Raw genomic sequence first — 13,347 nt, 5'->3', positions numbered from 1 at the left:
CGATTCTAAGATAACGCGCCTGGCACGGCTCACCGTCGTGCCGATGCTTTTCCGTCCCCCTTGCTGCATGACTGACACCGACGCCCCCCAACCGGATTTCGACTCGAAAAAGACGCTCGCGCAATTGCCGCATCTGCCCGGCGTGTACCGCTATTACGACGGCGACGGCAACGTGCTCTACGTCGGCAAGGCGCGCAACCTGAAAAAGCGCGTGTCGAGCTACTTCACGAAGACGCTGCATTCGCCGCGCATCGCGATGATGGTGACGCGCATCCGCAAGATCGAGACGACCGTCACGCGTTCGGAAGCCGAAGCGCTGCTGCTCGAGAACAATCTCATCAAGGCGCTTGCGCCGCGCTACAACATTCTCTTTCGCGACGACAAGTCGTATCCGTTTCTCAAGCTAACGGGCCACAAGTTTCCGCGCATGGCCTACTACCGCGGCGCGGTCGACAAGAAAAACCAGTATTTCGGCCCGTTTCCGAGCGCGTGGGCGGTGCGCGAGAGCATCCAGATCCTGCAGCGCGTATTCCAGTTGCGCACGTGCGAGGACTCGGTCTTCAACAACCGCACGCGGCCGTGCCTCCTGCATCAGATCGGGCGCTGCACGGCGCCTTGCACGGGACTCATCACGGAAGAGGACTACGCGCGCGATGTGTCGAACGCATCGCGCTTTTTGCTCGGGCGTCAGGGCGAGGTGATGAAGGAGCTGGAGCAGAAGATGCACGCGTTCGCTGCCGATCTGAAGTTCGAGCAGGCCGCGGCGGTGCGCAATCAGATGAGCTCGCTGTCGACCGTGCTGCATCAGCAGGCGATCGAAGTCGGCGGCGAAAGCGACGTCGATATCCTCGCGGTCGTCGCGCTCGGCGGCAAGGTCTGCGTGAATCTCGCGATGGTGCGCGGCGGCCGGCATCTCGGCGACAAGGCGTATTTCCCGGCGCACGTCGAAAGCGCGATAGCGCTGGACGATGAAGACGATCTCCCCGATGTCGCCGATCTCCCCGAAGTCGACGAAGCGGAAGCGGGCGCGCCCGTCGCAATTGAGTCTTCCGCGCAGACGAGCGTCGAGCCCGTGCAAGCCGATCCGGAAGCCGAACCCGAACCGCGCGAAGGCGCGCTCGAATCCGAAGTGCTCGAAGCCTTCATGGCGCAGCATTACATCGGCAATCGCGTGCCGCCGGTGCTCGTCGTGAGTCATGCGCCGTCGAGCCGCGAACTTGTCGATCTGCTGACGGAGCAGGCGGGCCACAAGGTCACGCTGCTGCGTCAGCCGCAGGGTCAGAAGCGCGCGTGGCTCTCGATGGCCGAAAACAACGCGAAGCTCGCGCTCGCGCGGCTTCTTTCAGAGCAAGGCTCGCAGCAGGCGCGCACGCGCTCGCTCGCGGACACGCTCTCGATGGAGATGGACGATCTCGCGCAACTGCGCATCGAGTGCTTCGACATCAGTCATACGATGGGCGAGGCGACGCAGGCGTCATGCGTCGTGTATCACCATCACAAGATGCAGTCGGGCGAATATCGGCGCTACAACATCAACGGCATCACGCCCGGCGACGACTACGCCGCGATGCGCCAGGTGCTCACGCGCCGCTACGAGAAGATGGTCGCGCAGGCAGCCGCGAACGCGAACGACGAAGCGACGACCCTGCAACCCGACGATGCCGCCGATCCCAACGTCACGCCCGATGCCGCCGAACCCGTGGCCGCGGGCGGCACGCTGCCCAACATCGTACTGATCGACGGAGGCAAGGGGCAGGTCGAGATCGCGCGGCAGGTTTTCTCCGAGCTCGGGCTGGATCACGGCATGCTGGTCGGTGTTGCGAAGGGAGAAGGGCGCAAGGTGGGGCTCGAAACGCTGGTGTTCGCCGACGGCCGCAGCGCGCTCGAGCTCGGCAAGGAAAGCGCGGCGCTGATGCTCGTCGCGCAGATCCGCGACGAGGCGCACCGCTTCGCGATCACCGGCATGCGCGCGAAGCGGGCGAAAGCGCGACAGACGTCGCGGCTGGAAGAGCTGGAAGGTGTCGGTGCGAAACGGCGTCAGCGGCTGCTGTCGCGCTTCGGCGGATTGCGCGGCGTGCAGGCGGCGAGCGTCGAGGACCTGGCGAGCGTCGAAGGCATTTCGCTTGCGCTCGCGCAGCAGATTTATCGTCAGTTGCATTGAGCCGCGAGAGCCGGCTGCGAGGCGCGCTGCGCGGGCGGCGCGCCTTGTGAGCGCGGAGTCGACGCGGCACAATGGCGGCTTCCTTACACGTCCATCAAGCGCTTTCGCCCATGCCGTTCAATCTACCGATCTTCCTGACGTGGCTGCGAATCGTGCTGATTCCGCTCGTGGTGGGCGTGTTCTATTTGCCGGACATGATGATGAGCCCGGAGCATCGCAACCTGCTCGGCATGCTTATCTTCGTGCTCGCCGCACTCACCGACTGGTTCGACGGCTTTCTTGCGCGCAAGCTCAATCAGACGTCTTCGTTCGGCGCGTTCCTCGATCCGGTCGCCGACAAGCTGATGGTCACGGCCGCGCTGCTCGTGCTCGTGCAACTGTCGCGGCTGAATGCGGTGATCGCGCTCATCATCGTCGGACGCGAGATCACGATTTCCGCGCTGCGCGAATGGATGGCGCAGATCGGCGCGTCGAAGAGCGTCGCGGTGAATCAGCTCGGCAAGTTCAAGACCGTATGCCAGATGGTCGCGATTCCGATGCTGCTTTTCTACGGGCCGCTGAAGATCGCCGGCACGCCCTGGATGATCGACACGCGCGTGTGGGGCTTGTGGCTCATCTACGTCGCGGCGTTCCTCACCGTCTGGTCGATGCTCTACTACATGAAGCTCGCGTGGCCCCAGATTCGCGAGCGCGGCGGCATGCTGTGAGACGAGCGAACGGCACATTGCAGAAATTGCGCCGAGCCGAAAAATTCCTCTCACAAAACAGTTGACAGCCCTCTTTGGCTTCTACATAATCTCGTTTCTCTGATGCACGGCGCGACGCAATAAGCGAAGCAACAGCAAAAGAGCAGCAGTAAGTGCGGGAGTAGCTCAGTTGGTAGAGCGCAACCTTGCCAAGGTTGAGGTCGCGAGTTCGAGACTCGTCTCCCGCTCCAGATTTTGAAGGTTTGATGTCATCGGCGCTGAATTGGCGAAGCGCAACGGGGCATCGGAACCGGCAGTTTCAGCATTGCAGGATATTGCGGGAGTAGCTCAGTTGGTAGAGCGCAACCTTGCCAAGGTTGAGGTCGCGAGTTCGAGACTCGTCTCCCGCTCCAGTCAAAGGGGAAGCCAAGCTTCCCTTTTTGTTTGGTGATTTAGCCGACATCATGCCGGTAAGCACCAAAACCGCTTGTGGCGCGGTAGCAAAGCGGTTATGCAGCGGCCTGCAAAGCCGTTTAGACCGGTTCGACTCCGGTCCGCGCCTCCACTTGAAAAGCCCTGATCCGTCAGGGCTTTTTTCTTTTCGGAACGCCGGCATCCAGCCGATTCTGCGTCCCCGTCGCGGCACGGCATAATTGCCATACTTCTGCCACACAAATCCAAATGACCGACCAACTCTCCGAACTCGAATGGCGCTGGAAGCGCTTCGACGACCTGACGACCACCGAGGTGTACGACATGCTCGCCGCGCGCAGCGCCGTGTTCGTCGTCGAGCAGAATTGCGTGTATGGCGACATCGACGGACTCGATGTCGATGCATGGCACCTCTTCGCTTACGGCAAGGGCGAGAAGCGTCCCGCGCTCGCGGGCTACCTGCGCGTGCTGTTGCCGGGACACCCGGACGAGAGCGAGAAGGAAGTACGCATCGGCCGCGTGCTGACGACGGCCAACTTTCGCGGTCTGAAGCTCGGCAACGCGATGCTCGAGCGCGCGCTAGAGCACATCCTGAAGCAATGGCCGGATCAGCCGGTCAGCCTGCATGCGCAAGCACATCTGCAGCGCTTCTACGGCGCGTTCGGCTTCGTGCCGTCGTCGGGTCTGCATGACGAAGACGGCATTCCGCACGTGTGGATGCGCCGCCCCGGCTTCGGTTCATGAAGTCGTGGCCTTCGGGCCGTTGACCGGCGTGCCCGCGCCGCGTCCGACACGTTCCTTTCTCAGCCGCGATCGCGCCGACAGCCGCAACCAGTGGCGCAGCGCGATCAGCGCGCCGACGACGCTCATCATCGATCCGGGAATCCACAGCAAGAGACCGCCGATCTGCTGATCGCGCATCGGCGTGATCCACGTGAACGCGCGGCCGCAGATCGAATAGATCGGATACAACTCGTGCGGCGTGAAGAAGATATAAGCGCCGAGAATGATCTGCGGCGGAATCGCGGCGATCACGACGAGAACGCGTCGACCGGGCGCGAGCCGCGCGGGCGGCGCCGGGCGTGGATCCAGAATCAGCCACCAGAACAGCAGGCCGTCGATCACCATGCTCCAGTTCATCACGCGATAGAGCCGGTAATCGAGCATCGCCTTGAAGTGGATCGGCGAAAGCAGCCAGAAGTAGATCAGCCCGACGAACAGCACGACCGCGATCACGGGATTGAACACGATATCGAAGAAGACGCGCGCCACGCGGCTCTGCGCGGCCGGGCGCAGCCAGCGTTGCCGCCATGCGAACGGAACGCCCGCGCGCAAGGCCGCGCCGGGATACGACAATGCGATCAGGAACGGCCCGAGATGATGCAGCACGATATGCTGCAGCCGATGCATGAAGAATTCATGCTCGAAGAAATAATCGAGCCGCGTGTGGAGCGCGACATAAAGGGCGATCAGGCCGAACCAGAACGCGATGCGACGCGACATCGACACGCGTGCATGTCGCGCGCCGCGCGCGAACAGAATCCCCGCGACGAGCACGGCGATGACGACTGTCGGCGACGGCTCCCACGGATCGAGCCAGTACAGAAGCGCGCTCATCGTCAGGCGTCCTTCGCGTGGATCACGCGCTTCAGATCGTTCGCGATGGCGTCGATGGAATCGTGGTCGGTCGCGAGCAGGCGCGCGTGACCGGCGGCATCGAAGATATAGACGGCCGAGCTATGCGTGACTTCGTATTCGCCGTTCGGGTCGCGCTTTTCCATCTGATACGCGATGCGATAGCGCTGCGCGACCGATTCGATCGCGCGCTCGGTGCCTGTCAGGCCGACGGCGTGTTTGTCGTCGAAAGCGCGCACGTAGGAGCGCAGGAGCGCGGGCGTGTCGCGCGCCGGATCGACCGAGACGAACACGATGCGCGTCCTGTCGGCGTCCGCGCCCACGCGCTGGAGCACCTGCATGAGGCGCGCCATCGTTTCGGGGCAGACGTCGGGACAATGCGTGTAACCGAAGTAGACGAGGGTCGTTTTGCCCGCGAACGACTGTCCGGTGACGGGCGCGCCACCATCGTCGACGAGCGAGAAGTCCAGGTCCGGCAAATGGCCCGATACGTCGGTCAATTGCCACGGCTCGGCGGGCTTCGAGCACGCGGCGAGCGCGCACAGCGAGAGAAGGGCGATGAAGCGCCGGAGTCGCATGGACCGCGCGGCGAGAAGGAGGAACGAAGCGTGCATCGGAGATTGCGTTGCAGGATGATTCGATATGAACTCCGTCGCAAAATACACGCCTTTTGCTGCGCTGCCAGCGCATCATGTCGCCATTAGACTATTATTGAGACGATTTGCCGCATGACTCGGGCGCGCTGAAAGGGCTTGGAGCGAAGGTTGTAAGCTAAGAGCTTTCTTACCCGAAAGCGTTCGCGCGGTAAGATGCGCACGCATTGCGACGTCCCAAGCGGGCGCGCGCCACATCACAGGCAAACCACAGGCCAAAGATCGATGCCAAATCTTCCCGATTCCCTGTCTCTTGCCGAGACCGCCTTTTTCTTCGATTTCGACGGCACGCTCGTCGAGCTCGCGTCCACGCCCGACGGCATCTTCGTGCCGCGCTCGGTGCCCGACATCCTGGCCGCGCTCAGGCGCGCGACCAACGGCGCGGTGGCGGTCGTATCGGGGCGCGGCATCGACAATATCGACTCGTTCCTGCAGATGCCCGATCTGCCCGTCGCGGGCATGCACGGCGCGGAACGGCGCGATTCGAACGGCGACGTGCAGCGCATTGGCTTCAACGACGAGCGGCTGCTGCGCATGGAGCACGCGCTCGAGAAGGTCGTTAGCGCGAATCCGGGCATGCTGCTCGAAATCAAGGGCGCGGCGCTCGCGCTGCATTACCGCAACGCGCCCGACCGCGAGCCGGCCGCGCGCGCGGCCACCGAGAAGCTGGTCGCGGAATACGCCGACGCCTACGTGCTGCAACCCGGCAAGATGGTCTACGAGATCAAGCCGAAGGACGTCGACAAGGGCCGCGCCGTGCGCGCGTACATGAGCGAGCCGCCGTTCACGGGCCGCAAACCGGTGTTTATCGGCGACGATCTCACCGATGAGAAGGGCTTTGCGGTGGTCAACGAATTCGACGGGCTTTCGGTGAAGATCGGTCCGGGCGACACGGTAGCGCGCTCGCGTATCGAATCGGTCGAATTGCTGCTGGACTGGCTGCAGGTGATCGCGGGCACGGCCGGGAAGCACGCGTGAGCCGGCTGATCATCGTTTCGAACCGCGTCGCGCCGATTTCCGAAGGCGGCCCCGCGGCAGGCGGTCTCGCGGTCGGCGTGTACGACGCGTTGAAAGAAACCGGCGGCATGTGGTTCGGCTGGAGCGGAGACGTGCTCACGTCTCATCCCGAAGGCATCAAGCTGGAAGAACACGGACCGGTGACCTTCGCGACCATCGGCCTCGTGCGGCGCGACTACGACCAGTACTACCGCGGCTTTTCCAACGCGACCTTGTGGCCCGCGTTTCACTATCGGCCGGATCTGATCGAGTTCGATCGCCACGAATACGACGGCTATTGCCGCGTGAACCGCTGGCTCGCGGAGCAGCTCGCGCCGCTGCTCAGACCCGACGATGTGATCTGGGTGCACGACTATCATCTGATTCCGTTCGCGCAGGCGTTGCGCGCGCTGGGCGTAAAAAATCGCATCGGCTTCTTTCTGCATATTCCGTTTCCGGCGGCGCAGATTTTGTTGAGCGTGCCGCGCCATCGCGAACTGGTGGAAGCGCTGTGCGCGTTCGATCTCCTCGGTTTTCAGACGGAGCCCGATCTGCGCGCGTTCTGCGATTACATCGAAACCGAGGCGGGCGGCTCGCTACGGCGCGATGGCGCGAGGCCGGTCGAGGTGCGCGCGTTCGGCCAGACGCTGCGCGCGGCGGCGTATCCGATCGGCGTCTATCCCGACGAGATCGCCGCGCTCGCGAAAGACGGCGAAAGCGGGCGTGACGTCGAGATCGTCAAGGCGACGCTGCATCATCGCAAGCTCGTGATGAGCGTCGATCGACTGGATTATTCGAAGGGGCTCGTCGAGCGATTTCGCGCGTTCGAGCGGCTGATCGAGCACGATTCGCGTCAGCGCAACAACGTGTCGTTTCTGCAGATCGCGCCGCCGACACGTTCCGATGTCGACGCCTATCGCGACATGCGCGTCCAGCTCGAAGCGGAATCGGGCCGCATCAACGGCCGATATGCCGAGCTCGACTGGACGCCGATTCGCTATATCCATCGTCAATATGAGCGACCGGTGCTCGCGGCGCTTTTTCGCGAGGCGCACGTCGGCCTCGTCACACCGTTGCGCGACGGCATGAATCTCGTCGCGAAGGAATACGTCTCGGCGCAGGATCCGGACGATCCCGGCGTGCTGGTGCTGTCGCAGTTTGCGGGCGCGGCGCGCGAGCTGACGGCCGCGCTCATCGTCAATCCGCTCGACATCGACGATATGGCCGATGCCCTCGCCATCGCGCTCAAGATGCCGCTCGACGAACGCAAGGCGCGCTACGGCGAGATGATGCAGCAACTTCGCGAGAACAATGTCTCCGTGTGGCGCGACAACTTTCTGCGCGATCTGAAAGCCGGCGCGTAGACGAAAAAAAGCCGTGTTTCCTCACGAAAACACGGCTTTTTCGAAGGGCGTTGCGTTCAGGCGGGCTGCTTGTGCGGCGTCGCGACGATCGACGGCAGCTTGCCGTGCTGCTTCGCCAGCAACTCGCGATACAGCCCCGGGCGATCGCGCAATTCCTGCGGCGAGCCGTCGTCGATGACCTTGCCCGCGCTCATCACGATGATGCGATCGAAGTTCTGCAGCGTCGACAGACGGTGCGCGATCGCGATCACCGTGCGGCCGACCATCAGACGGTCGAGCGCCTGCTGGATCGCTTCTTCGGATGCGCTGTCGAGTGCAGAGGTCGCTTCGTCGAGCAGGAGAATGGGCGCGTTCTTCAGGATCGCGCGGGCGATCGCGATGCGCTGGCGCTGGCCGCCCGACAGTTTCACGCCCCGGTCGCCGACGATCGTGTCGAAACCTTCCGGCATCGCTTCGATGAAGTCCGTGCAGCGCGCCTCGCGCGCGGCGGCGAGCACTTCCTCGCGGCTCGCTTCCGGACGCCCGTAAGCGATGTTCTCGAACACGGTGCGGTGGAACAGCGAAATATCCTGCGGCACGAGCGCGATCGCATGGCGCAGGCTGTCCTGCGTGATCGCGCCGATATCCTGGCCGTCGATCTTGATGCTGCCTTTCTGCGTCTCGTAGAACCGTTGCAGCAGCGCGAGCACGGTCGATTTGCCCGCGCCCGATTTGCCGATCAGACCCACGCGCTGACCCGGCTCGATATGCAGATGGAAGTTGTCGAGAATCGGGCGGCGGCGCGGATATGCGAACGTGACGTTGTCGAAATCGACGCGGCCGCCCTGCGGCACGAGTTCGGTCGCGTCCGAGCGATCCGGCATGCCATGCGGCTCGAGCAGCGTCTGGACGGCTTCGGCAAGACGTGCGACGTGCTGGGTGACATCGACGAGCGCAACCGCCAGATCGCGCGTGCCATGCAGAATCGTGAAGCCGAGCGAGCTGACGAGCACGATATCGCCCGAAGTCGCGCGCCCTTGCGACCACAGCCACAGCGCCCAGCCGAGCAGGCCGGCGGAGAGGATCGCCGTGACGACCGCGTGGAACAGGCGCAGTTTTTCGAGGTACAGAAGACTTTGCTGGCGCGCGACCATTTCGGCCTTCACCGTCGAGCCGAAGCGCTTTTGCTCGCGGAACGTCATGCCGAATGCGCGCACGAGCGCCATGTTGCCGATCACGTCGACGAGCTCGCCATCGACCGACGCCGCCTTCGACGCAAAGCTGTGATGCCGTGCCGAGCCGCGCTTCGCCAGGCGGTAGAGGATCAACGCGAGAATCACCGACGCCGACATCAGGCCGGCGGCCATCAGAGGATTGACGGAAACGATCATCACGATCGCGCCCAGCACCGCGATGCACGGCGGCAGGACGTTCCACGCCATCACGTTTTCGGAAGTGTAGATCGCGTTCGACGTGGCCGTGATCCGGCTCGCGAGCATGCCCGGCTGCTTCTCGGAGAAGTACGTCGGCGAGTGGCCGGACAGGTACGAGAACAGATCCTTGCGCAAGTCGCCGGTGACGATCACAAATACGTGCGCGCCGACCCAGCCGCCGACGCGCCAGAGCAGGTTGTCGGCGGCGATCAGTCCGACGAGGATCATGAACGCGCCCCAGAGCGGCCCGGGATGCCCGCGGCCTTGTCCGAGCACATCGATCAGATGCTTGATCGCGTACTGGGAGGCGAGGGCGCAGCCGACGGCGGCGAATACGCTGAAGAGCACGATGGCATGCGCGACGGAATGCCGGCGAATGTAGCGGAGCAGAAACGCGAGCGGCCGATGCGCGTAGCTCGAGAGCTTCGCGTTGTGCGCGTTACGCTGGGAGACGGTGAGTTGGTCCAATGGTCTTTTTTGGTCGTAGAGCGGTTGAGCGTATGTTGCGCCTTCGGGCAGTGCCATGCGCGGTGTCGACTGCGGCAACCGGCATGCGATGCGTCGCCCGATCCGGCGCGACTGACGTCAAGCGAGGCGACGCTGCGCCGTCTCCATCACGAATTGTAGCCAGTATCGCGGCGGGGCAACGCGTTCTCGGGCATATGACGTTCGGCCTATGTGGCCATCCGAACGTCGCCCGTGGCGAAAATTGGGTTGCCGCCCGGCCTTCAGGCCTGCCGGGCGCACGGCTGACGGCATGGGCGCGCATTGTAAGCATATTGCGCAGCTTTTTGCGATGAAACGCTCGCCGGGCAGGCAGACATCTCGATGAGCACGCGACGCGCCAGCCTTCGGGCTTGGCACGCGCAATCGTTCAGACGCCATTGTTTGCCGCGGCGACCGGCGTATGCCGCGACAAGCCCGTGCTCCAATGTAGAACAACCTTAATAAACAGGGGTTTGCAAAATGTATCCCCCGTGTAACAAGGTAAATAAGTTGAAATGACTGCCGTTGTGACTCTGTAAAAAGCTCCATAATCCGATCCGGGTTTGCCCTTAGGTTTCCGACAGGTTTTTGCAAGTTCCCGTCAACCGCCGAAGCAGATGCGCGTTAATTGCTGGCGCGCGGCGATTTTCGAGATGTGGAACCGCACTTGCTTGGTCCGAACGCCAGCGCGACAAACCGGTGATCAGCGACCCCGCTTTTTCACTCGAGCATCAGCCATAGCGCCGCGGCCACCGCGCCGCGGGAAGCTTCGCCCGAGCCGAGCGATTCGCTCTCCAACGTCAACATGACTGTAGTACTTGCCTGATCTTTCATTAGGAGTTTCACGACATGCGAATCGCTCAAATCGCGCCCCTCCACGAGGCTGTTCCGCCGAAGCTGTATGGCGGCACGGAACGCGTGGTGTCTTATCTGACCGAGGCACTCGTGGATGCTGGACACGATGTCACGCTCTTCGCGAGCGGTGATTCGCAGACGTCCGCCAAGCTCGAAGCATTCTGGCCGCAGGCACTGCGCCTCGACCCGACCATCCGCGACACGATGGCGCCGCACATGCTTCTGCTGGAAGAAGTTCGCCGCCGCGCGGACGAGTTCGACGTGCTGCACTTCCATATCGACTACTACCCGTTCTCGCTGTTCGCGCGCCAGCCGGTGCCGTTCCTGACGACGATGCATGGCCGTCTCGACCTGCCCGAGCTCCAGCCGATCTTCAACACGTTCAACAACGTGCCGGTCATCTCGATCTCGGACAACCAGCGTCAGCCGCTGCCGCAGGCGCACTGGCTGTCGACGGTGTACCACGGTCTGCCGGAAAACCTGCTGAAGCCGATCCCGAACGTGAAGCCCGGTTACCTCGCGTTCCTCGGCCGCATTTCGCCGGAAAAGCGCGTCGACCGCGCGATCCGCATCGCGCAGGCCGCGGGCATGAAGATCAAGATCGCTGCGAAGCTCGACAAGGCCGACCGCGCGTACTACGAAGAAGAGATCAAGCCGCTCTTCGCGCTGCCGCACGTCGAATACATCGGTGAAATCAGCGAAGCCGAAAAGACCGAGTTCCTCGGCAATGCGCACGCGCTGCTGTTCCCGATCGACTGGCCGGAGCCCTTCGGCCTCGTGATGATCGAAGCGATGGCCTGCGGCACGCCGGTGATCGCATTCAACCGCGGCTCGGTGCCGGAAGTGATCGAAAACGGCGTGTCGGGTTTCGTCGTGGAAGACGAACTCTCGGCGATCGCCGCCGTCAAGCGACTCGACACGCTGTCGCGCGAGAAGGTCCGCGGCGCGTTCGAATCGCGGTTCTCGTCGAAGGTGATGGCGAAGAATTACGTCAACGTGTACGAAGAATTGCTGCGCCAGAAGCGCCGCACCGTTCTGCGCGAAGTCAACGCGAGCTAAGTAAGTCCTGCCGCGTCGCGCGGCATCGGCTGCAAAACAACGCCCCGCGTGCCTCAAGGCACGCGGGGCGTTGTCGTAATAGCACACTTGGGTCTGCCTTTCGCGCGCCAGGCCGCGCTACGGTTGTCAAACCTCTGATGACATCCGTAATCTCCCTATAATGACCGGGCTTCGCGATGCGCGGAGCGGCATGCAACGTTCGTGGACAGGAGTGTTCTTTTGGCGAGACCCAAGCAAATCAGCGCGAGCCCGGTTCCGGGCGCCGGCACCGTGTTCGCATTGCGTGCGATCGGACTGGTGCTCGCGGCGCGTTGGGCGTTCTCGATGTCGCAGATGGGGTATTTGTCCTCGCTGCGCGCGATGACGTCGTCGCCGTGGGCGTGCGTGAACCTCGTCCTGATTTTTCTCCTGATCGTGCTGCCGGGCGCGAAGGCGCGCATGGAGCGCCCGTTGCATCCGCTGCCGCAGTGGTTGCGGCAGGCCTTGCGCTTCATCGCGCTTCTGGCATTCGGCTTTGCGATGTTTTCCGTAGGCGCGTTCATCTGGAGTTCCGGTTGGCGGCGCTTTACGCAAGCGCTCGCCGAGACCAACGGCTGGCTCGTCGTCGGCCCGGCGCTCTATGCGGTCGTCATGTGGATCTGTCGGCCGCGCGCGCTCTGGCGCACCAATGTCGCCGCGCGGCGTTTCGCGATCGGCCGCTATGCGATCTCGCTCGATCCCGTCACGCGGACGGCGGTCGTCTGGGCGGAGAGCCGCAAGCTCGGCCAGTACGATGCGCGTGAACTGTCGGTGAAATGGCCGGCGCCGTCGCCGGATGTATCGCCGTCAACGACGATGCTCACGCCGGCTACCGAGCCCGCCGGCCCGTCGATTCGCGCAAGCGGCGAAGTGCGGCGGGGCGTGTTCGCGCGGCCGCCGAAGGTCGAGTTGTTGTGGGACTCGCCCGCCGCGGCCGGACATAATCGCACCACCGTGTTCCGCGCGCCGCTCGCCAGTGAAGGCGACCGCAACGCGGCGCGCGCGCTCGATGTGACACTGCGTCAGATCTGAATCGTTCGCCTTCGCAAGCCTAGATTGCCGTGCACGTCGTTCCTGTCTCTTCAGGGAGCAAAGGATGCTGATACGTTGGACGCTGGCCGCGCTTCATCTTCTTGCTTTCGGTTTCGCGCTCGGCTCGGTGCTCGCGCGCGCCCGCGCGTTGCGGCATCTCGATGCCACGCAGTCCATTCAGGCGAACGAAATGCGGTTGCGCGACGTGTTCCGCTCGGATTCGGTGTGGGGCGTCACCGCGATCGTGTTGATTGTGACAGGCGTGACGCGCGCATTCGGCGGCTTCGAAAAAGGGGCCGCGTACTATTTGCACGAGCCGCTTTTCCATTTGAAGATGACGGTGCTCGTCGCGATTTTGCTGATCGAAGTCTCACCGATGCTCGCGCTGATTCGCTGGCGCATCGCGCTCGCGCAGGGCGGGGCGATCGATCTGACGCGCGCGCGGCGTTTTGCGTGGATGAGCGATCTGGAAGCTGGGCTCGTGATGGTGATGGTGATCGCCGCGAGCGGAATGGCGCGGGGTGTATGGGCGTCGTAGCCGCATTCGGCGACGGAAAA

Annotated in this window: 11 protein-coding genes and 3 tRNA genes; 11 read left to right on the top strand and 3 right to left on the bottom strand. The window is 63.4% G+C overall.

Annotated features, from left to right (window positions below):
* Positions 1 to 67: 67 nt before the first annotated feature.
* From uvrC to IAG25_RS16185, 6 genes are all read left to right on the top strand, one after another.
* Positions 68 to 2,161, top strand: a complete 2,094-nt coding sequence (gene uvrC, locus IAG25_RS16210) for an excinuclease ABC subunit UvrC (RefSeq protein ID WP_187605782.1) — start codon at positions 68 to 70, stop codon at positions 2,159 to 2,161.
* Between the two features lie 110 nt (positions 2,162 to 2,271).
* Positions 2,272 to 2,868, top strand: coding sequence for a CDP-diacylglycerol--glycerol-3-phosphate 3-phosphatidyltransferase (pgsA, locus tag IAG25_RS16205; protein WP_035501650.1), 597 nt, complete (start codon positions 2,272 to 2,274; stop codon positions 2,866 to 2,868).
* Between the two features lie 154 nt (positions 2,869 to 3,022).
* A tRNA-Gly gene (locus tag IAG25_RS16200) sits at positions 3,023 to 3,098 on the top strand.
* Positions 3,099 to 3,184: 86 nt separating this feature from the next.
* A tRNA-Gly gene (locus tag IAG25_RS16195) sits at positions 3,185 to 3,260 on the top strand.
* 78 nt (positions 3,261 to 3,338) lie between these two features.
* Positions 3,339 to 3,412, top strand: a tRNA-Cys gene (locus IAG25_RS16190).
* 116 nt (positions 3,413 to 3,528) lie between these two features.
* Entirely contained in the window at positions 3,529 to 4,023 is a 495-nt protein-coding gene (locus IAG25_RS16185) for a GNAT family N-acetyltransferase (protein WP_187605781.1), read from the top strand.
* On the opposite strand, the gene IAG25_RS16180 is transcribed toward IAG25_RS16185, so the two are convergent.
* Together IAG25_RS16180 and IAG25_RS16175 are read right to left on the bottom strand one after the other, a co-directional pair.
* Positions 4,018 to 4,896 carry a cytochrome c oxidase assembly protein gene (locus tag IAG25_RS16180; protein WP_187605780.1) on the bottom strand — a complete coding sequence of 293 codons (879 nt, stop codon included), beginning with the start codon at positions 4,894 to 4,896 and terminating at the stop codon, positions 4,018 to 4,020. The genes IAG25_RS16185 and IAG25_RS16180 overlap by 6 nt on opposite strands.
* A 2-nt stretch (positions 4,897 to 4,898) precedes the next feature.
* A complete protein-coding gene (locus IAG25_RS16175) occupies positions 4,899 to 5,528 on the bottom strand; it encodes an SCO family protein (protein WP_187605779.1) in 630 nt (209 codons plus the stop codon).
* A gap of 264 nt (positions 5,529 to 5,792) precedes the next feature.
* Between IAG25_RS16175 and otsB the strand changes: the two genes are divergently transcribed.
* Together otsB and otsA are read left to right on the top strand one after the other, a co-directional pair.
* The gene (otsB, locus tag IAG25_RS16170) at positions 5,793 to 6,545 is read left to right on the top strand and encodes a trehalose-phosphatase (RefSeq protein ID WP_187605778.1); all 753 of its coding nucleotides are present in this window, start codon (positions 5,793 to 5,795) and stop codon (positions 6,543 to 6,545) included.
* Complete coding sequence (otsA, locus tag IAG25_RS16165) at positions 6,542 to 7,927, top strand: alpha,alpha-trehalose-phosphate synthase (UDP-forming) (protein ID WP_187605777.1); 1,386 nt, start codon at positions 6,542 to 6,544, stop codon at positions 7,925 to 7,927. The genes otsB and otsA overlap by 4 nt, the downstream gene beginning before the upstream one ends.
* 56 nt (positions 7,928 to 7,983) lie before the next feature.
* Here the strand turns inward: otsA and IAG25_RS16160 are convergent, their stop codons facing one another.
* The gene (locus IAG25_RS16160; protein ID WP_255503753.1) at positions 7,984 to 9,864 is read right to left on the bottom strand and encodes an ABC transporter ATP-binding protein; all 1,881 of its coding nucleotides are present in this window, start codon (positions 9,862 to 9,864) and stop codon (positions 7,984 to 7,986) included.
* An 810-nt stretch (positions 9,865 to 10,674) separates the two neighbouring features.
* On the opposite strand from IAG25_RS16160, the gene IAG25_RS16155 reads away from it, so the two are divergent.
* From IAG25_RS16155 to IAG25_RS16145, 3 genes are all read left to right on the top strand, one after another.
* The gene (locus IAG25_RS16155; protein ID WP_187605775.1) at positions 10,675 to 11,739 is read left to right on the top strand and encodes a glycosyltransferase family 4 protein; all 1,065 of its coding nucleotides are present in this window, start codon (positions 10,675 to 10,677) and stop codon (positions 11,737 to 11,739) included.
* A gap of 219 nt (positions 11,740 to 11,958) precedes the next feature.
* Positions 11,959 to 12,789, top strand: coding sequence for a hypothetical protein (locus IAG25_RS16150; protein ID WP_187605774.1), 831 nt, complete (start codon positions 11,959 to 11,961; stop codon positions 12,787 to 12,789).
* Positions 12,790 to 12,853: 64 nt separating this feature from the next.
* Complete coding sequence (locus IAG25_RS16145; protein ID WP_187605773.1) at positions 12,854 to 13,327, top strand: DUF2214 family protein; 474 nt, start codon at positions 12,854 to 12,856, stop codon at positions 13,325 to 13,327.
* The last annotated feature ends 20 nt before the right edge of the window (positions 13,328 to 13,347 follow it).

The sequence above is a fragment of the Caballeronia sp. EK genome (genome assembly GCF_014384845.1).
In the GTDB taxonomy this organism is placed as follows: Bacteria; Pseudomonadota; Gammaproteobacteria; order Burkholderiales; family Burkholderiaceae; genus Caballeronia; species Caballeronia jiangsuensis.
This window is presented reverse-complemented; position numbering and strand designations above follow the sequence as displayed.